The sequence below is a fragment of the Bacillus sp. Je.9.29.b genome, from assembly GCF_051129925.1.
Taxonomy (GTDB): domain Bacteria; phylum Bacillota; class Bacilli; order Bacillales; family Bacillaceae; genus Bacillus; species Bacillus safensis.
This window is the reverse complement of the sequence record NZ_JBCPSO010000002.1, coordinates 427,142-447,121: the sequence shown is the minus strand read 5'-3', so window position 1 is coordinate 447,121 and position 19,980 is coordinate 427,142. Positions and strand designations below refer to the sequence as shown.

Here is a 19,980-nt window from a genome sequence, read left to right as displayed (position 1 = left end):
TACATCCAACATATTAATTTTATCTTGACCAGGCTACCTCCATTTCATGATAAACAATTTTTACTAATCGAACCGCACCATTGTCAGATTTGCTGACAAATGCAGCGATTTTTAATATTCGTCTTCTCTAAATCCGAAGTCACGCAGGTGAGTGGATTTATTACGCCAGTCCTTCTGAACTTTGACCCAAAGCTCTAAATACACTTTTGAGCCTAGAAGTGCTTCAATATCTCTGCGCGCTTTTTGTCCCACTTCTTTTAACAAGCTGCCTCGTTTACCAATGACGATCCCTTTTTGCGAATCACGTTCTACGACAATGGTCGCCGCGACATGGATCTTGCCGTTTTCATCTGGCTTAATCGATTCAATCGCAACCGCAATACTGTGCGGAATCTCTTCTCTCGTTAAATGCAGCACTTTTTCACGAATTAATTCAGAAATAATAAACCGTTCTGGATGATCTGTTACTTGATCTGCCGGATAAAATTGAGGGCCCTCTGGAAGATAACCTTCAATCTGCTGAAGAAGCGTGTCGATATTGTTTCCTTCAAGAGCTGAAATGGGCACAATTTCCTTGAATGGGTAACGTGTGCGGTATTCATCAATTAAAAGGAACAGTTCATCTGGATGAATTTGGTCAATTTTATTAACGACTAGGAACACCGGTGTAGATGTTTGCTTTAGTCGTTCAATGATGAATTCATCACCTTTGCCATAGCCTTCCTGTGCGTTGATCATAAACAAGATCAGGTCGACTTCCTTCAGTGTATTTTGAGCCACCCTCATCATAAAATCACCAAGCTTATGCTTAGGTTTATGAATCCCCGGTGTATCGATAAAGATCGTTTGTGATGTGTTGGTTGTCAAAACACCTTGCACTTTGTTTCGCGTCGTTTGGGGCTTATCGCTCATGATGGCGATCTTTTGTCCAATGACACGATTAAGAAAGGTTGATTTCCCTACATTTGGTCTTCCAATAATTGATACAAATCCTGATTTGAAACTTTCGTTAGTCATTTAAATCCTCCGGTGAAAATGCGCCTGGCAATAGTTCATTTACTGTTGTTTCGTATATATGTCCTTTTAAGTTCGTTAGAATCACTGGCATATCAGGTGCACATAGCTCTGAAATGACCTGTCTGCATGCGCCGCACGGCGAAACAGGACGGTCTGTATCAGCCACCACTGCTAACATTTGAAAAGATGTAATGCCTTCTGAATAGGCTTTAAAAAGTGCTGTTCTTTCCGCACAATTACACATACCATATGCTGCATTTTCAATGTTGCAGCCGCCATACACTTTTCCATCATTCGACAGTAATGCTGCACCGACTTTGAATTTAGAATAGGGTACATATGCAAAATCTCTTGCTTTGATTGCTTCTGAAATCAACTCTTGTTTGTTCATTCCTAGTTCCCACTTTCAGAAGAAATGGTACCACTGTCACATTTATATTTTACATAATTCACGTGACATTTTCACGCCCATTTCTAAAAATGTTAATAAATAGTAATATTGTTCTATTGCATGATCTTCGGTAAGAAGATGATCAACCCAATCATAACCGAAATCGCGGCGTAAACGCAAACAGCGCCTGCCGCAGCGTCCTTCGCTCTCTCTGCAAGCGGGTGCCTTTCTTCTGTCATCAGATCCACTGTATGTTCAATGGCTGTATTGACAAGCTCAAGCGCAAACATTCCCCCGCAAAGAAGAAGAATGATCAGCCATTCAAATGGGTCTATGCGGAACCAAAAGCCGCAGATCACCACGATGATGGCTGCGACTGTGTGAAATCGAAAATTCCGTTCATTCAAGAAAGTTCGCCATATTCCTCTAAATGCATAGTAAAAACTCCGAAAAAAACGGGCGAGCGGCCTTCTTTTCTTACGATGATCTCGAAAGACCATAATCATCCAAGATTTTTGTCTGTTTGGCGAACATTTCTTTTTCCTCTTCCTCTGTCATATGATCATACCCAAGCAAATGGAGGAAGCCATGAATCGTTAAGAATCCAAGCTCTCTCATAAAGGAATGTCCATATTCCTCTGCCTGCTCTTTCGTTCGATCCACACTAATGATAATGTCACCAAGTACAGGCGGGATATCATCCGCTCCAATGATTTCAATCTCCCCTTCTCCTTCTTCCTCAAGTGCAAAGGAGATCACATCTGTTGGTGCGTCTTTTCCGCGGTATTCTTTATTGATTTGATGAATCTCTTCATTCGAAACGATCGTCACTGATACTTCCGCTTGATCCTTGACCTCAAGTTCATCTGCAGCAAACTGAAGAAGCTTTTCCACTTCTTCAAGCTGCTCTTTTGATACTTGTCCTGTTTCATCTATTAAATCGATTAACAATGTCATTTACTTCACCTTCTGCTTCGGGGCATCTGGATATTCAATCCGAGAATGGAAAATCCCCTTTAATGTTGTACAAATCGTTTGGCTGATAATATTTAATTCTTTAAATGTGAGGTCACACTCACTAAATTGCCCGTCCTGCATTTTATCTGAAATAATGCCTTTGACAAGCTTTTCAATCCGCTCTGGATTTGGATTATGCATCGAACGAACCGCCGCTTCAACGCTGTCAGCCACAGAAATAATCGCTGCTTCTTTTGATTGCGGCTTTGGACCAGGGTAACGGAATTCTTCTTCTGTCACCTGATCATCACGCTCTTTCGCCTTATAGTAAAAGAACTTTAAAAGAGACTTCCCGTGATGCTGTTCGGCAATGTCGACAAGTTCTTCAGGAAACTTCTTTTCTCTCAGCATATCAGCGCCATCTGTCGTATGGGCAATAATAATATTTTTACTCAGCTGAGGAGAAAGCTTGTCGTGCGGATTATCAATGTTCATTTGGTTTTCGATAAAGTATTGCGGTCTTTTCGTTTTCCCAATGTCATGATAATAAGCACCGACTCTTGCTAAAAGACCATTTGCGCCGACTGCTTCACATGCAGCATCCGCTAAATTCGCCACCATGACACTATGATGATATGTACCTGGTGTCTCGGTTAAAATCTTTTTGAGTAGCGGATGATTTGGATTGGATAATTCAATCAGTTTCATTGTGGAAAGAATACCAAACATGCTCTCAAAAACAGGCATTAACCCAATGACCAAGATAGATGATGCAAACCCTGACACAATCGCCATCATGAGGTTCACACCGATTTCAAGCCCTGATGGTGAAGAGTTTTGGATGAGTGTAATGGATAAAACCACAAGTACATTCACCAAAGCCACCAAAAGCCCAGCCTGCAATATTTTAGATCTTGCATTATGTTTTCTTAAAAATAAAATACCCGCCATCCCGCTCATCAGATAATAAGCGCAGATCACATAGTTAAAGACGCCGGTTACTCCTTGATTAAACATCATACTGCCGCAAAGAGCAAATACAAGACCGGAGAAGATCGCTAACCGCTCATTAATGAGCAGCTTGATCAGCATCGTGCCAAGTGCCACTGGCACGACATAGCCTATCGTCGTATACTTCGTTTCCTGGAAGAGGCTGAACACTTCCATGATAATTAATATAATCGTGAAAATAAGCGAGTAAAGCAGTAACGACTTATTCTTATGGACAATCGATTTTTTCCTCGATTCAAGGGAATGAACAATCGCTGCTAAGAAAAGTCCAATTAATATGAGAAGACCACTTACAGGCTTAAATAAATTTGAGCTGTTTAACAGACCCGTGAGTTCTAATTTGCGATAAACTTCCCGGTCAATGAGCTCTCCTTCTTCAACTAAGATTTGTCCTTGCTTAATTTGCACAGGCTGAATATTGTCAGCCGCTTCCTGTCTTTTCTTCTCTGTTGCCACTGGGTCAAATACATAGTTTGGAATGATCGCAAATTCACCGATTTCTTTCGCTGCATTTAAGTATTTTGATGGAATTGAATTGTTTTTAAGCTCTGTCTTGACTTGTTTTTTCTCATCTTGTAATTTCGCTGCTGTGATTTCTTTACTCATCAGTGAATTCACCACTGTGATGATGGAATCCTTAGTAAATGAGAGATTTTCATCACTTGCCTGGAGCAGTGCTTTGATGGATTGATCCGAAACAGCCTCCTGCATATCTGTTGTGAGCTTTTCTTTGACACGCTTGACCATTTCTTGATCTGATGGCGCGTTCTCTTTATCATCAGCTGCTTTCTTCTCTTCTTTAATGGCTTCAAAGAGGGATGAGATGAGGTCTACGCGATTATCAGAATACGCTTTTTTGAGCGTATATTGATCTTCTACTTGATCTGTTGCTTCTTGTTTCTTTTCTTCTGTCGCTTCTTGATCATCAACGGTTGACGGAGAATAGATGGTCTGTTCGCTCACTGAAAATAAATCTAAGTCGAGCGATTCAGGCTTTACATGGAAGAAGAGCACCACGAATAAAATGGCTGCTAAACCAGCGTACAGCAAAACATTTAAATAACGTGAGCGCTCCATTTTCTGAGGTTCTTTTTTAGACAGCATTCTTTTGCGCTTACTGCCTTTTTGATTCTTTCTCAAGGAAAGTACCTCCTTTTTTACTTTAAACCACGATCGAAACAAAATGACCCGATGAAGACGATCGGGTCACTCAGTTCATTTTTGCTTTTCGTATGCGCCAATGATCTTCGCCACAAGCGGGTGTCTGACCACATCTGTCTGGTCTAATTCAATAAATGAGATGCCCTTGATCTCTGCAAGCATGTCCTTTGCAGCCGCAAGACCTGACTGCATGCCCTTTGGCAGATCAATCTGTGTAATATCTCCTGTAATGACCATTTTAGAGCCAAACCCAAGTCTCGTCAAAAACATTTTCATTTGGGCAGGTGTTGTATTCTGCGCTTCATCTAAAATCACAAATGCATCATCAAGCGTCCGGCCTCTCATATAGGCAAGGGGCGCTATTTCAATCACGCCGCGCTCGATTAAACGTTCCGTATGATCACTGCCAAGCACATCATGCAGGGCATCATATAGTGGTCTTAAATAAGGATCTACTTTTTCCTTTAGATCACCTGGTAAAAAGCCAAGGCTCTCTCCTGCTTCAACAGCTGGTCTTGTCAGGATAATCCGTTTTACATGTCCATTTTTCAGTGAATGTACCGCATTGACAACTGCCAAATACGTCTTCCCTGTACCAGCGGGTCCAATTCCAAAGACCAGGTCATCTTTTTTCATCGCCGCAGCATATTCACGCTGGCCGATTGTTTTCACCCTGATCGACTTTCCTTTGGCATTTTTCGTAATTTCATCTTCATACATATTTTCAAAATAATTCAGCTTGTTTTTTTGCGCCATTTTAATGGCATAGACGACATCCCGTTCAGATATCTCAATTCCTTTACGGATGAGATGTAAAAGAGATGTGATCAAACGGCTTACTGTATCTCTCGATGCTTCCTCACCAGAAACATACACTTTTTCTCCACGCGTAATAATGGAGACGTTCAGCTCGTTTTCCATTAGTTTCAGATAAGCATCTTGATTGCCAAATAAAGCAATCGCTTCGTTTGGGCTATCCAATTTTTGTTGAATCTCAAGTAAATGTTCTGTCATTCTCTAGTCTCCCTGAACAATAGGTGTTGGTTGAACAATATCTTCTATTACTTGGTAAAGGATGATTAACTTAACTTTACCATTCCCTGTTGTCTCGTGCAAAACTTTTTCACTTTTCACCTCTCCTGTTTGACCTAGCTTCTCTTCTAATTCTTTTTTACCCATTTTAATCCCTGCTTGAACCGCTTCTTTATTTGTGTATTCTCGATTTATTTTCTCACTTTCACGTGTGATTTCCTTTTCATAAGAGAATGGGAGCTGCATGTTTAAGAAATGAAGCGGATGAACTTCTGTTTCTGTTTTTGGCTGCTTAAAATCATCCTTTTTAAAAGAAAAGCCCCAAAATGGCAGTGAGCCTCCAAATGCGGAGAGCTTGTGCTTTGTCTTCATTTTACCCGTAAAGACGTCAAAAGATGTTCGAAGAGGGACAGAAACTTCTGAACGATACCACGTTTCACCATAGATTTTCGCTTTGGCTCCTACCGTTTTTTGCTGATCTTCGCTGCCAATGAGTCCAGAGACAAGCATCTGTCCTTTCTTTACATGTTCATCAACCGCAGCAAGCGGCTCCCCTTTTTCTACATACATTCTCGTGATGACAGCCTTTTTCTTGGCGACGATATGCTGAGGACTCGTGTATTTCTCTTTTTCGGGTTCATTTTTTTCCACAACCTTCATTTGAAAGGTTGTGCCGTTTAGTTCTACGCCGACCCATGTGATGCTTGGAATATTGGTTGTCAGGGATTTTTGAATTTTTTCAGGTGTTCCCATGAGAAACTGAAAACGTCCTTTTTGCACCCCGATGTCGTCTAAATGCTTTCTCATTTGATGTTCAGTTTCTGGATTGGCTCCTTTAATATCAATTTTCCATACCATGTTTGAAAGCGCCAATATCGTCACTAGAAAGCATACAATCCCAAGGGTAAATCCGATATTCTTCCTTGACCATAGGAGTAGAAATGGAAAGCCCTTTTTTTGATGAAATGAACATGTCACGTCATGATGTCTGCGTATCTTTCTGAAGGCATGTACATCTGATAAGCGAATAAATAAGCGCACGCTGTCTTGACGGCGGCTCACTTGAAACATTGTGATCCCCTGTCTCGTGCACTCATTAATGAGCCGCTCAATGCCATTTCCTTTGATCTCCACTTCCACTCTGCCAATAAAATAGGCGAACCATTTATTCTTCACGCTTCTCCCCTCCGTCAGTTAAGAATCAATATAACGGACCTCATCGATTTTCCCTTCCAATAAAATCTCTTCTGGCAAAATCGTTTTAATCACAAAATCTTTCCCTGAAATAATGCATTGTCCCTGTTTGAGCATCAGCCTTACCTCTTGATCACTGAAAAGCAAAAGCCCTTTATGGTTCTCTATGTAAATGTGGAGTCTGCCAACCATCGTAATACGGGGAAGATCCATCATCACGTCTGGAGGGATTTCAAGTGTTCTTGTCAGCCATGCTTTAAGTCGATTTTTTCTTTTTCCCATTCAATAAGAACCCCTTCCCACCTCATGTGTATGAGATCAAACTGAAAGATGGTGAGACTGATGAGAAAGCCTCTATATCATCCTATTCCTCAGGGGTTCATATCATGCTAATGAATCCCGTAAAATAGCCTTTTCAGCATTTTCTTTAAGAAAAATCGTCATTAGGCAAAAAAAGCCCCCTTTATGAAAAAGGGGGCTTTCTTCTTTATCTTTTATATGGCCGTTTCATCGTTCTGTGCGGCTTTTTCGCGCGCGGCTCTCCAAATACTTCTCCAAGGAGCATTCCTTGAACAATTGTATCTTGGTTCAGCTTCTCAATGATTTTTGGCTTCTCTTCAGCAGATGCAGCCTTTGGCCTTGTCAGCTCTCTTTCAAGCGATTGGAACTCTTTGTTCAGCTCGTTTTTTCTTTCTTCCATTTCGGCAAGTGTAGCCGTATAGCGATCTTGTAAGGACTGAGAAGTTTTTTTCTTCATCCCGCCATGATCATGCACATCACCGAAATCGTCCAGCTGATCCGTCACGACTGGATCTGGACTTGTTTGCTTTTGGGGCACCTGTTTACGCTGAGGAGCGGGCTTCTTTTGCTGATTCTGCTCTTCGTTCTCCTCTTGTTTGCCGATCTTCCCAAAGACGGCAGAGATGATACCGATGATAATCGCAATTAGTAGCGGATTTTCAAATAGAATGTCCAATGGGCTCCCTCCTTAAAGCGTGAGAGGATGCTTATTTGTTTTCATTATCAGATGGACCTTTTGTCATTTTGCCAAATGAATCTCTCATATCCGTATCAGCATCGATATTCTTAATATTCATGTAGTCCATGACACCAATATTGCCTTCACGTAATGCTTCAGCCATTGCAAGTGGTACTTCAGCCTCTGCTTCTACGACTTTCGCGCGCATTTCTTCAACTTTCGCACGCATCTCTTGTTCTTGTGCAACAGCCATTGCGCGGCGTTCTTCTGCTTTCGCCTGTGCAATATTTTTGTCTGCTTCTGCTTGGTCTGTTTGTAGAATTGCCCCGATGTTCTTACCGATATCAACATCTGCGATATCAATCGAGAGAATTTCAAATGCAGTACCTGAATCTAATCCCTTACCAAGAACCGTTTGAGAAATCATATCAGGATTCTCAAGAACCTTTTTATGATTATCTGATGAACCGATTGTAGAGACAATCCCTTCACCTACACGGGCAATAATTGTTTCTTCTCCTGCACCACCGACAAGTCGGTCGATGTTTGCACGAACTGTAATACGTGCTTTTGCTTTGACTTCAATCCCGTCCATCGCAACACCCGAGATAAATGGTGTTTCAATGACTTTAGGATTTACACTCATTTGAACTGCTTCTAGTACGTCACGGCCTGCTAGGTCGATGGCTGCACAGCGGGCAAAGTTCAATTCGATATTCGCGCGTTGAGCTGCAATTAATGCGTTCACCACTCGGTCCACGTTACCACCTGCAAGATAGTGGCTCTCCAGCTGGTTAATCGACACATCAAGACCTGCTTTATGTGCTTTGATGAGCGGGTTGACCACTCGGTTTGGTATCACTCGGCGCAGTCTCATTCCTACAAGTGTAAAAATGCTCACTTTTACGCCAGCCGCTAGGGCAGAAATCCACAGCATCACCGGTACAAAGGTGAAAAAGATCGATAGAACAATCAAACCTGCTGCGATAATCACAAATAATAGTAAAGTAGATGGATCCATTTTATTCCTCCTCTAAAATCAGTATATCTATACTTTCCTCACGACAATGCGTGAGCCTTCCGCTTTCACAATTTTTACTTGTTCATCTTTATCGATAAAGGCACCTTCTGACACAACATCAATGCGCTCATCTCCGAGTACGATCGTACCAGATGGACGAAGTGCGGTAGCTGTCACTGCGATTTGTCCAACAAGATCCTCTCTTGTTTCATTTGAGACATAACCGCTTTCCTTATTGGTTGAATCGGTTAAAATGAACTTTTTAAAGAATTTCATACGTTTCCCCAACACCTTTGTCAATAAAATAACTGCTATGATTGAAACAGCAGTGGCAATCAAGATGGAAATCGCCATTTCTGTAAAGCTTCCAGCTGCTAAAAATAAGCTGACAACGACACAGATCAGTCCAATGACACCTACGATTCCCCCTGGCAAAAACAATTCCAGAATGATGAGTGCAATCCCTGCTAAAAACAGGAACAACGTCTCATATCCTGCAAAACCTGCCACGAGATGACCATAAAAGAATAGAAGAAGCGCTGTCACTCCCATGGTGCCCGGGACCCCAAAGCCAGGAGAATAGAGCTCAACAACTAACCCTAAACTTGCAATGGATAAAAGGATTGGAATGACAATTGGGTGCGTAAGAAAACGCGCAACCTTTTCAGCAAAGCTCACTTCATCGTATTGAACAGAAGCATCTTTTAATTTCAGCTTCTGAAGCAAGTCATCCATATTTTTTGCTTCCCCTTCTGCATAACCGAATTGCAGCGCCCGGTCTGTGTTGAAGGTGAGCAATTCTCCTTTTGGTGCACCGGCTTCTTTTGCGTCTATATCTATATCCGCCATGGCAAGAGCATACTTTGGATCACGCCCCTGCTTTTCGGCAGCATCACTCATTTCAGCAAGCCATAAAGATTCAGATTTTTGATCGGCAGCATTGCCTTCTCCATCAATGATCGCAGCAGCTCCCATCTTTCCATTCGGGGTCATATAGATTTGATCGGCATTTAACGCGATGAAGGCCCCGGCTGAAAGCGCTCTATGATTGACAAACGCTGTCACTGGGATATCGGAAGCACGTATAGTATCTGCGATCTCAAGCGCTGCATCGACTGCACCACCCGGTGTATTGATGTCGAGAATAATATGCTTCGCCCGTTCGGACTTTGCCTGCTCAAACGATCGTTCAATGAATTTAGAAAGTCCTTTTTCTACTGTATCTTCAATTGGGATAACATGTACTTTCTGATCTGCTGATTTCGCGGTCAATTGAACCCCTAATAACAAGCATATTATAAAACAACTGAAGAGAGCAATAGAAATTTTTATTTTTTTCATCTATTTGGTGATCCCTCCTCTCTTTCTTCCATTTTACCGTTCCTTTACATACGTTACAAATGTATCATAGGTTTCATTTTTATATGACAGAATCACGAGGGCATAAAAAAAGTACCCTTCTAACAATAGAAGGATACTTTTTTATTGAGACAGCTGCTCGCTGACAAGTCTGTTAATGACAGCTCCATCAGCTTTACCTTTTACTTTTGGCATAATAGCGCTCATAACTTTACCCATATCAGCCTTCGAGGAAGCACCTGTTTCAGTGATCGTTTCTTTCACGATCGTTTGCAGTTCTTCTTCAGAAAGCTGTTCAGGTAAATAAACGTCTAATATGTCAATCTCTTTTTGAACTTTATCTACTAAATCTAAGCGATTAGCTTTCGAAAATTCATGGAGGGAGTCTTTACGTTGCTTAATCTCGCGGGAAAGGACGGTTAGTTCCTCATCGCCGGTCAAACTGTCTTTCTTAAGCTTAATTGCTTCATTTTGCAGCGAAGCCTTTACCATACGAATGACAACAAGCTTGTCTTTCTCACGGTTTTTCATCATAAGCTTCATATCAGAATTTAATTGCTCAAGAAGACTCATAAAATCCACCCTCTTTAGAATTTACGTTTTCTAGCAGCTTCAGACTTTTTCTTGCGCTTTACGCTAGGCTTTTCATAAAATTCACGCTTTCTTGCTTCTTGCAATGTTCCAGTTTTGGATACACTGCGTTTAAAGCGACGAAGAGCATCTTCAAGCGATTCGTTTTTTCTAACGACCGTTTTTGACATTCTCTTTCCCTCCCTCCGAATACACCAATCGACTGCATTAAAAAAAGATATACATGCAAAACATGTACCTAGACATTATAATATAAGCCTAGTGTGAGGTCAACTAAGTGATTTGGAAATATATTTTCGTCATGAGCAGGTAGACAAGTCCATATATTCATTGGTAAGAGGAGGACTTTTCTATGATGGCGATCATTTATTTTTGTGCACTTATTTTCATTTTTTTATGGTCAATGGGCTTGCTGAGAAAAGGATTAATGGCGCTTGCGTCGTCTCGTATTGAGAAATCACTTCTTCTCTTTACAGATCACCCGGTAAAAGCATTCTTGGTCAGCATTGTGTTTACAGGGGTTCTACAAAGCAGTTCTGCTTTTATGGTCATCGTCATTGGCTTTGTCAGTACTGGCATTCTCTCTTTTAAAAAATCGATCCCAATGATTCTTGGAACCAATATCGGCTCCACGTTTACGACAGAATTTATCGCCATTAAAATGGACGTGTTCATGTGGGTTTTGATCATAGCCGGTCTTGTATGCATCCTTTTTGGCAGGACATCTTTTAGACATGCAGGAAAAAGTTTATTTGGGCTCGGGATGATCTTTTTTTGCATACAAGGCTTTTCAAAAATTGCAGGGATGATGACAAGCCAGCCTGAGACATTGCGTTTTCTTGAAATGATGCAGCATTCAGACTGGACAGCGCTGCTTTCGGGTACCATTTTCACAGCAATTGTTCATTCGAGCTCAGTCTGTATCGGTATTTTAATGGGATTTATGAATGAAGGAACTGTGGCACTTCAGGAAGGCATCAGCTTTGTGTTGGGATCCAATATTGGGACATGTATTACGGCTGTGATGGCTGCGATATCCGGGGGCTACGCAGCACGTCAAACGGCTTATGCACACGTTGTGTTTAATGTGCTTGGGGTTCTTTTATGCCTGCCGTTTCTCGCCCTGATTACAGAGGTTGTCGCCCTTCTCGCAAGCTCACCCGCCCAGCAGATTGCGCATTTCAGCCTGCTGTTTAATGTGGCAAGCTCTCTCCTTTTCTTCCCGTTCATACGCCCTTTTCACGCATTGATCTTGTGTCTCATGCCGAATCAGTCAAAATAAAAGAAACCGGCTTGCCCTTTTGGCTGCCGGTTTTTTATCTATTATGAGGTCATTCTCACTTTGTCTGGCTGCACATCATCGCTGATGCGAACGAATTGTCCTTCGTTATAAGGATAGCCCGCTTTCGTAATTTTCACTTTGACCAAACGGCCGATCATGTCCTCTGTCCCTTCAAAAACAACTTTCATGTAGTTATCGGTATAACCAACATAAAGATTGTGGTTTCCTTCTTGTTCTTTGAAGGATTCTTCCGGAATAATCTCTAGCACATCACCCTCATATGCTGATGCATACTCTTTCGCAAGCTGGTCAGAAAGAGCGATCAAACGGTGGACACGTTCGTTTTTCACATTCTCATCCACTTGATCTTCCATTCTTGCAGCCGGGGTACCTGTACGTTTGCTGTAAGGGAAGACGTGCAGCTCAGAGAATTGATGGTCTTTGACAAAATTGTACGTTTCCAAGAACTCTTCTTCTGTTTCCCCAGGGAATCCAACGATCACATCAGAGGTGACAGCAAGTCCTGGCAATGCTTTTTTCAGCTTTGTTAAACGCTCTGCAAAGAATTCCATCGTATATTTACGGCGCATTCTTTTTAGCACAGTATTTGAGCCAGATTGAAGCGGGATGTGTAAGTGTCTAACAATCTTATCTGACTGATCAAGCACTTCAATCACTTCATCTGTAATTTGACTTGCTTCAATAGATGAAATACGGATTCGCTTCAAGCCAATAACACGTTCATCTAATTCTCTCAGAAGCTTTGCAAAGTTATAATCCTTTAAATCTTCTCCGTATCCGCCTGTGTGAATACCTGTCAGCACAATTTCTTTATAGCCCGCATCAACAAGCTGCTGCGCTTGATTGATGACCTCTTCTGGATCACGAGAACGAAGAAGGCCGCGCGCCCAAGGAATAATGCAGAATGTACAGAAATTGTTACAGCCTTCTTGGATTTTTAATGAAGCGCGCGTTCTGTCTGTGAAGGCAGGAACATCAAGTTCTTCAAACACACGTGCTTTCATGATATTGCCAACCCCGTTGATCGGCTGTCTTTCTCTGCGGTATTCTTCAATATAGCCTAGTAATTTATGTCTGTCCTGTGTCCCAACCACAATATCAACACCAGGAATCGCCATGATTTCTGCTGGTGATGTTTGCGCATAGCAGCCTGTTACACAAATGACACCATCCGGGTTATGACGAATGGCTCTTCTAATGACTTGGCGGCTTTTCTTATCGCCTGTATTCGTAACCGTACATGTATTAATGACATATACATCTGCTTTTGATTCATACTCTTTTCTTTCATAGCCAGCTTCTTTAAACAGCTGCCAGATCGCCTCTGTCTCATAGTGGTTGACCTTACAGCCAAGTGTATGGAACGCTACTGTTCCCATCATGATTCACCTCTTAATAACTCTGTTTGATAAGATATAGCAGAAAGCGCATATAAAGGAGCAGTTTCTGTTCTTAAAATGCGTGGTCCAAGCCCGCAAATGACTGCACCAAGCGTTTCAAGCTCTTCAATCTCCTTTTCTGACAAACCGCCTTCAGGGCCAAAAACCACTAGCAAGGTTTGTCCGCCTTTCATCTGTTGAAGCACAGTTTGAAAACGGCTTTGCTCTCCTTCTTTCGATGATTCTTCGTATGCAACGACACATTTATCGAATTCACCAGCTAATTGCGTCAGCTCTTTAAACGTTGATACTGAATAAACACGCGGAATGATATTCCGGTAGGACTGCTCGGCTGCTTCTTTCGCGATTTTCTCCCAGCGCTCTCGTTTTTTATGTGACTTTTTTTGGTCTAGCTTTGTAATAGAACGAGCCGCTTGAAACGGGATAAAAGCACTTGCGCCAAGCTCTGTGCCTTTTTGGATAATGAGCTCAAGCTTATCTCCTTTTGGAAGACCGCTTGCAATCGTCACCCTAATCGGAAGTTCTCTGTCTTGATTTGTCCAGCTTTCAAGGTGACAAATCACTTCTTCCTTTGTTATTGTATCAATTTTACTGAGCGCTTCAAAGCCGTCTGTCGTTAAACAAAGGATTTCCTGCCCTGCTTTCATCCGCATGACATTGGAAAGATGATGTACATCTTCACCTTTTATAACGATGGCTCCCTTTAACGTCACTTCTTCTTTCGTGAGATCGATAAAATATCGTTGCATACGTGTCCTGACACCTACTCGCTTTATTTTTTCGCTATAATGCTGACCCAATCTTCCATTGACAGCACTTCAACAATGTCAAAACCCGCTTCTTCTAATGCTGTTTTGACCTGTAATTTCTTTTGTCCAATGATGCCTGATGTAATGAAATAGCCATCTTTCTTCAATAGGTCATAGGCTTGATCTGTAAAGCGCAAAATCACTTCTGCCAGAATGTTGGCGACAATCACATCACGCTCACCTGAAATTCCATCAAGCAAATTGTTTTGTTTGACCGTCACTTTGTCACTTACACCATTTAATTCGATGTTTTGCTTCGCACTTTCTACCGCAACGGTGTCGAGATCAAAGGCTTGAATGTCCTTTGCACCAAGCATCGCTGCTGCCACACTTAAAATTCCAGAGCCTGTTCCAACATCAATCACCGTATCGTTTTCCTTCACGTAGCGCTCAAGCGCCTGAATGCAAAGGACGGTTGTTGGATGCGTACCTGTTCCAAATGCCATTCCAGGGTCCATTTCAATAATCAGTTCATCAGAATGAACCGGTGTATATTCTTCCCACGTTGGAACGATGGTGAATTTTTCAGAGATTTTCACAGGATGATAGTATTTCTTCCAGGCGGTGGCCCATTCTTCTTCATTTACTTCACAAATTGACAGTGTATTGCGTCCAAGGTCAATATCGTATAGAAGAAGGTTGTTGATGGCTTCTTTGATCTCATCTACCGTTTCCATCAAAAAGCTGTTCATTGGAAGATAGGCTTTCACAATGACACCTTCATCCGGATAGTCATTCGGATCGAGCTGGTAGATCTCACCGTATACATTTTCACGTTCCTTGACTAAATCAAGCGGGTCCTCAATCACGACACCACTTGCACCTGCTTCATGCAAAATATTGGTGATCGGTTCCACCGCTTCATTTGTTGTATGGACGCTAATTTCTGACCACTTCAATACTACCAACTCCTTATCCGTCTTACTCGCCTTTAAATGCGCGTTTTACCTTATCGAAAAAGCTCATTTCTTGTTCGTCTGGTTTATTTCCGCTCACTTCAGCAAATTTTCTAATGATATCTTTTTGATTGTCTGTTAAATTTGTCGGTGTGACAACACGTACAACGATATGCTGATCGCCTTGGCCGTAGCCGCGTACATTTTTCACACCTTTTCCTTTGAGTCTAAACTTCGTGCCAGTTTGAGTGCCAGCAGGAACTTTTAATTTTACTTTTCCGTGTAATGTCGGCACTTCAATTTCGTCACCTAATGCAGCTTGGGCAAAGGTGAGTGGCATCTCGCAGTAAATGTCATCTCCATCACGTTCGAAGAATTCATGCGCACGCACATGGAACACAACAAATAGATCGCCTGGAGGTCCGCCATTTACACCTGGTTCACCTTGACCAGACACTCTGAGCTGCTGGCCATCATCAACACCAGCAGGGATCGTCACGTTAATTTTCTTACGCTTACGCACTTTGCCAGAGCCGCCGCATGTTGAACATTTATGGTCAATTTGTTTCCCTGTTCCGCTGCAGTAGTTACATACTCTGCGGTTGACCACTTTACCAAACGGAGTGGATTGCTCAACATTTAATTGACCAGAGCCGCCGCAATGTGAACAGGTTTTCGCCTGCGTCCCAGGCTTTGCACCTGACCCATGACATGTCTCGCAAGATTCTTCACGAGGGATTTCAATGGTTGCTTCTTTTCCAAATGCCGCTTCTTCAAACGAAAGCGTCATTGTATATTGCAGGTCCGCTCCTTGGCGCGGTGCATTTGGATCTCTTCTTCTGGCTCCGCCGCCAAAAATACTAGAGAAGATGTCATCAAAGCCGCCGAAGCCGCCAAAGTCTCCTCCTCCGCCAAAACCACCGCCGCCAAAGCCTTGGTTTGGATCGGTATGCCCGAACTGGTCATAATGCGAACGTTTTTGATCATCAGAAAGGGTTTCATAGGCTTCTTTTACTTCTTTGAATTTCTCATCTGAGCCAGCTTCTTTATTAATATCAGGGTGATACTTTTTTGAAAGCTTGCGGTATGCCTTTTTGATTTCGTCCTTTGAGGCGCTCTTACTTACGCCAAGCACTTCATAGTAATCACGCTTACTCATCTCTTCACACTCCCGATTTTCTCACATAAATACGATTGTATCATTTTGATTTAACCTTTTTCAATTCCTTTCATCGTTGAAAAGAAAAAAAGTCAAAGCCAAGAGATCCTGACTTTGACTTTCTGACGAGTACGTTTCAGCAGTCTTTTTCAAAAGTAAAGGTGATTATTTTTTCTCTTGATCGTCGTTTACTTCTTCGTATTCTGCATCCACTACATTGTCATCTGCTTTTTGAGCACCTTCAGCGCCTTCTTGCTGAGCTTGTGCTTGTTTTGCAGCTTCTTCATAGAGCTTTGTCGTTAATTCTTGAACGATTGTTTGCAGCTCATCTTTTTTCGCTTTGATGTCTTCAAACTCGCCTTTTTCGATCGCAGCTTTTAGCGCATCTTTCGCGTCATTTGCTTTTTTCACTTGCTCTTCATCGATTTTGCCTTCTAGATCTTTTAATGTTTTTTCAGTTGTAAACACTAATTGATCTGCTTCGTTGCGCACTTCGATTTCTTCTTTTTTCTTCGCATCTGCTTCAGCATTTTCTTCTGCTTCTTTGACCATTTTTTCGATCTCATCATCAGAAAGACCTGAAGAAGATTTGATTGTGATGTTTTGCTCTTTGCCTGTACCCATATCTTTCGCACGTACGTTGACAATACCGTTTTTATCGATATCAAAAGATACTTCGATTTGCGGTACGCCGCGTGGTGCTGGCGGGATATCAGTCAATTGGAAGCGGCCTAATGTTTTGTTATCTGCAGCCATTGGGCGCTCACCTTGCAGGACATGGATATCTACAGCTGTTTGGTTGTCAGCAGCTGTTGAGAATACTTGAGATTTACTTGTTGGAATTGTTGTATTGCGTTCAATCAGCTTCGTGAATACGCCGCCCATTGTTTCAATTCCTAAAGAAAGTGGTGTTACGTCAAGAAGAACAACGTCTTTGACATCCCCTGTGATTACTCCACCTTGGATCGCTGCACCAAGTGCAACTACTTCATCAGGGTTTACACCTTTATGAGGCTCTTTGCCTGTTTCTTTTTTGATTGCTTCTTGTACTGCAGGAATACGAGTTGATCCACCAACAAGGATGACTTTATCAATCTCGCTAGCAGATAAACCAGCATCTTTCAGTGCTTGACGTACAGGTGTCATTGTACGCTCTACAAGATCTGCAGAAAGCTCTTCGAATTTAGCACGCGTTAACGTTAATTCAAGATGCAGAGGTCCTGCTTCTCCAGCTGTGATAAATGGCAGTGAGATTTGTGTAGAAGATACACCAGAAAGATCTTTTTTCGCTTTTTCAGCAGCATCTTTTAAACGCTGAAGCGCCATTTTATCTTTAGAAAGATCAATGCCATTTTCTTTTTTGAATTCAGCCACTAGGTGATCAATGATGACTTGGTCAAAATCGTCTCCACCTAGACGGTTGTCCCCAGCAGTTGAGCGCACTTCAAAGACGCCGTCTCCAAGCTCAAGGATCGATACGTCAAATGTACCGCCGCCAAGGTCGTATACAAGAATCGTTTGATCTTCTTCTGTTTTATCTAAACCATATGCAAGTGCAGCTGCTGTTGGTTCGTTGATAATACGTTCTACTTCAAGACCAGCAATTTTACCAGCATCTTTCGTTGCTTGACGTTCTGCATCGTTGAAGTAAGCAGGAACTGTGATAACAGCTTTTGTTACTTCTTCGCCAAGATAGCCTTCAGCGTAAGATTTAAGGTGCTGAAGAATAATCGCAGAGATTTCCTGCGGTGTATAGTTTTTGCCTTCAACTTCTACTTTATAATCAGTACCCATATGTCTTTTAACAGACATGATCGTGTTCGGGTTTGTAATTGATTGACGTTTTGCTACTTCACCCACTTGGCGCTCTCCGTTTTTAAAAGCGACAACAGATGGTGTTGTACGTGCTCCTTCAGCGTTAGCAATGACTTTTGGCTCGCCGCCTTCAAGTACTGCAACACATGAGTTTGTTGTTCCTAAGTCAATCCCAATGATTTTACTCATATTCGATGACCTCCCATTATGTAGTTATTGATTTACTTTTACCATTGATGGACGAATAACTCGGTCTTTGAGTTTATAGCCCTTTTGCAATTCTTCTACAACGATATTTGAATCGTAGTTTTCATCTTCAACTTGCATGACGGCTTGATGAAGGTTTGGATCGAACTCTTTGCCGACAGCTTCAATTGGTTCTACGCCTTCATTTTTCAACGCTTCTACCAGCTGGCGGTAAACCATTTGCATTCCTTCTAACAAACTTTTCGTCTGCTCATTGTCTGGATCAATTCCAAGCGCTCTTTCAAAGTTATCAAGAGCTGGGAGAAGATCACTGACAACATGTTGAGAACGATATTTTTGCACGGTCTCCACTTCAGTTCGAGCACGGCGTTTATAGTTTTCAAAATCTGCTTGAACACGCAGAATTTTGTTTTCTTTTTCATCTAGAAGCTGCTGCAATTCATCGATTTTTTCTTGGAAGGCAGACTGTTCATCATTTGTTACTTCCTCAGTATCTGCTTGAACTGCTTCTTCTTGTGCTTCAACCTCTGCTTCTTGCTCAGGTGTCTGTTTTTCTTCTGACATTGTGTTCACCTCCCTCAAAAGATTCAAAAATACGAAGGGGCTGTGCCCCTATCTTTTATCACCCTACTCATCATACAAATTGGAAAGTGCGTTTGACAAGTCTTTTGATACATGATGCAAGAGACTAACAACCCGCCCGTAATCCATACGGGTTGGACCAATGACGGCAATGGAGCCGAGTGATTTTTGATCAATCGAATAAGTGGCTGTGATTAGGCTGCAGTTCTCCATCGCTTCCAAATTGTTTTCTGAACCGATTTTAATGGTGATTCCTTGCTGATTTGGATGAAACAGCTGCATGACATCATTCTTTTGCTCAATAAGCATCATGAGTGAACGGATGCGGTCAATGTCATGAAACTCCGGCTGATTCAACATATTAATCTTCCCGCCAAAGAAAAGTTTTGATTCATTTTGAGTCGATGTAAATGTATTGCCGAGCGCATCTAAAATATGATCATAATCTTTTAAATGCGTACGAAGAAGCATCACAACTTCTTTATACATTCTGTCCTTCAGCTGATCCATCGGGACTCCGGCTAGGCGGCTGTTTAAAATATTCATCAGCTTCTCAATATCGGAGACATCGAGATGCTCAGAGAAGGTAATGGTTTTGTTTTCAACATGTCCGCTGTCTGTAATCATGATCGCCACTGCTTTGTTTGGCTGAACAGGGACAAGCTGAATTTGCTTTAATCGATTTTCACTTAGCTTCGGACCAAGCACAATCGATGTATAGTTTGTGAGATCTGATAAAATTTCCGCCGATTTTTGAACTGTCTTTTCCAGCTCAAAAATTTTCTCCTGAAAGGCCGACTGGATGAGCACAAGCTCTTTAGACGACAGTTTTCGCGGAGAGAGCAAATGATCTACATAATAACGATATCCTTTTTCGGAAGGAATTCTTCCTGATGAAGAATGGGTCTTTTCAATAAAACCAAGTTCCTCCAAATCAGCCATTTCGTTTCTAATCGTCGCAGAGCTGAATGTAATGTCTTCTTTTTTAGAAAGAGTCCTTGATCCAACTGGCTGCGCCGAACGAATAAAGTCATTAATGATGACTTGCAGAATCAAAAGCTGACGATTTGTTAACATCATCATCACCCCTGTTAGC

Annotated in this window: 21 protein-coding genes; 1 reads left to right on the top strand and 20 read right to left on the bottom strand. The window is 42.0% G+C overall.

The genetic code is table 11. The features are described from left to right. Positions 1-111 precede the first annotated feature (111 nt). The 13 genes from era to rpsU form a co-directional block, all read right to left on the bottom strand. Positions 112-1,017 (bottom strand): GTPase Era, encoded by a 906-nt coding sequence (gene era / locus AAZR19_RS05560; RefSeq protein ID WP_007501305.1) that lies wholly within the window; start codon positions 1,015-1,017, stop codon positions 112-114. After that, positions 1,010-1,408 carry a cytidine deaminase gene (locus AAZR19_RS05555; protein ID WP_008356263.1) on the bottom strand — a complete coding sequence of 133 codons (399 nt, stop codon included), beginning with the start codon at positions 1,406-1,408 and terminating at the stop codon, positions 1,010-1,012. The genes era and AAZR19_RS05555 overlap by 8 nt, the downstream gene beginning before the upstream one ends. Before the next feature lie 113 nt (positions 1,409-1,521). Next, positions 1,522-1,908, bottom strand: a complete 387-nt coding sequence (locus AAZR19_RS05550) for a diacylglycerol kinase family protein (protein WP_075623736.1) — start codon at positions 1,906-1,908, stop codon at positions 1,522-1,524. Beyond that, positions 1,886-2,365, bottom strand: a complete 480-nt coding sequence (ybeY, locus tag AAZR19_RS05545; protein ID WP_041106915.1) for an rRNA maturation RNase YbeY — start codon at positions 2,363-2,365, stop codon at positions 1,886-1,888. The genes AAZR19_RS05550 and ybeY overlap by 23 nt, the downstream gene beginning before the upstream one ends. Beyond that, complete coding sequence (locus AAZR19_RS05540) at positions 2,366-4,477, bottom strand: HD family phosphohydrolase (protein ID WP_434702599.1); 2,112 nt, start codon at positions 4,475-4,477, stop codon at positions 2,366-2,368. A 114-nt stretch (positions 4,478-4,591) separates the two neighbouring features. Further along, the gene (locus tag AAZR19_RS05535) at positions 4,592-5,551 is read right to left on the bottom strand and encodes a PhoH family protein (protein ID WP_024423023.1); all 960 of its coding nucleotides are present in this window, start codon (positions 5,549-5,551) and stop codon (positions 4,592-4,594) included. A gap of 3 nt (positions 5,552-5,554) precedes the next feature. Continuing rightward, positions 5,555-6,745, bottom strand: coding sequence for a sporulation protein YqfD (gene yqfD / locus AAZR19_RS05530; RefSeq protein WP_041106919.1), 1,191 nt, complete (start codon positions 6,743-6,745; stop codon positions 5,555-5,557). Between the two features lie 18 nt (positions 6,746-6,763). Beyond that, positions 6,764-7,045, bottom strand: a complete 282-nt coding sequence (gene yqfC, locus AAZR19_RS05525) for a sporulation protein YqfC (RefSeq protein WP_012010618.1) — start codon at positions 7,043-7,045, stop codon at positions 6,764-6,766. 205 nt (positions 7,046-7,250) lie between these two features. After that, positions 7,251-7,739, bottom strand: a complete 489-nt coding sequence (locus tag AAZR19_RS05520) for a hypothetical protein (protein WP_041106921.1) — start codon at positions 7,737-7,739, stop codon at positions 7,251-7,253. A gap of 31 nt (positions 7,740-7,770) precedes the next feature. Beyond that, positions 7,771-8,763, bottom strand: a complete 993-nt coding sequence (gene floA / locus AAZR19_RS05515; RefSeq protein ID WP_041106923.1) for a flotillin-like protein FloA — start codon at positions 8,761-8,763, stop codon at positions 7,771-7,773. Between the two features lie 27 nt (positions 8,764-8,790). Next, the gene (locus AAZR19_RS05510) at positions 8,791-10,104 is read right to left on the bottom strand and encodes an NfeD family protein (RefSeq protein ID WP_041106925.1); all 1,314 of its coding nucleotides are present in this window, start codon (positions 10,102-10,104) and stop codon (positions 8,791-8,793) included. Positions 10,105-10,245: 141 nt separating this feature from the next. Further along, on the bottom strand, positions 10,246-10,695 hold the full coding sequence (locus AAZR19_RS05505; RefSeq protein ID WP_024423028.1) for a GatB/YqeY domain-containing protein: 450 nt from the start codon (positions 10,693-10,695) through the stop codon (positions 10,246-10,248). Positions 10,696-10,709: 14 nt separating this feature from the next. Continuing rightward, on the bottom strand, positions 10,710-10,883 hold the full coding sequence (rpsU, locus tag AAZR19_RS05500; RefSeq protein WP_003152957.1) for a 30S ribosomal protein S21: 174 nt from the start codon (positions 10,881-10,883) through the stop codon (positions 10,710-10,712). Positions 10,884-11,065: 182 nt separating this feature from the next. Between rpsU and AAZR19_RS05495 the strand changes: the two genes are divergently transcribed. After that, positions 11,066-11,995, top strand: coding sequence for a Na/Pi symporter (locus AAZR19_RS05495; RefSeq protein WP_041106927.1), 930 nt, complete (start codon positions 11,066-11,068; stop codon positions 11,993-11,995). A 41-nt stretch (positions 11,996-12,036) separates the two neighbouring features. Here the strand turns inward: AAZR19_RS05495 and mtaB are convergent, their stop codons facing one another. The 7 genes from mtaB to hrcA form a co-directional block, all read right to left on the bottom strand. Further along, positions 12,037-13,395 carry a tRNA (N(6)-L-threonylcarbamoyladenosine(37)-C(2))-methylthiotransferase MtaB gene (gene mtaB / locus AAZR19_RS05490; protein WP_024423030.1) on the bottom strand — a complete coding sequence of 453 codons (1,359 nt, stop codon included), beginning with the start codon at positions 13,393-13,395 and terminating at the stop codon, positions 12,037-12,039. Beyond that, positions 13,395-14,165 carry a 16S rRNA (uracil(1498)-N(3))-methyltransferase gene (locus AAZR19_RS05485; RefSeq protein ID WP_041106929.1) on the bottom strand — a complete coding sequence of 257 codons (771 nt, stop codon included), beginning with the start codon at positions 14,163-14,165 and terminating at the stop codon, positions 13,395-13,397. The genes mtaB and AAZR19_RS05485 overlap by 1 nt, the downstream gene beginning before the upstream one ends. A 23-nt stretch (positions 14,166-14,188) precedes the next feature. After that, positions 14,189-15,124, bottom strand: coding sequence for a 50S ribosomal protein L11 methyltransferase (gene prmA / locus AAZR19_RS05480; protein WP_041106930.1), 936 nt, complete (start codon positions 15,122-15,124; stop codon positions 14,189-14,191). 22 nt (positions 15,125-15,146) lie between these two features. Then, complete coding sequence (gene dnaJ, locus AAZR19_RS05475; protein WP_024427952.1) at positions 15,147-16,280, bottom strand: molecular chaperone DnaJ; 1,134 nt, start codon at positions 16,278-16,280, stop codon at positions 15,147-15,149. A gap of 165 nt (positions 16,281-16,445) precedes the next feature. Further along, positions 16,446-18,284, bottom strand: coding sequence for a molecular chaperone DnaK (gene dnaK, locus AAZR19_RS05470; RefSeq protein ID WP_024423034.1), 1,839 nt, complete (start codon positions 18,282-18,284; stop codon positions 16,446-16,448). A gap of 24 nt (positions 18,285-18,308) precedes the next feature. Further along, positions 18,309-18,866 (bottom strand): nucleotide exchange factor GrpE, encoded by a 558-nt coding sequence (gene grpE / locus AAZR19_RS05465; RefSeq protein WP_024423035.1) that lies wholly within the window; start codon positions 18,864-18,866, stop codon positions 18,309-18,311. 63 nt (positions 18,867-18,929) lie between these two features. Further along, positions 18,930-19,961: a heat-inducible transcriptional repressor HrcA gene (hrcA, locus tag AAZR19_RS05460; RefSeq protein ID WP_003217350.1), complete on the bottom strand. Its 1,032-nt coding sequence runs from the start codon at positions 19,959-19,961 to the stop codon at positions 18,930-18,932. Positions 19,962-19,980: the final 19 nt, after the last annotated feature.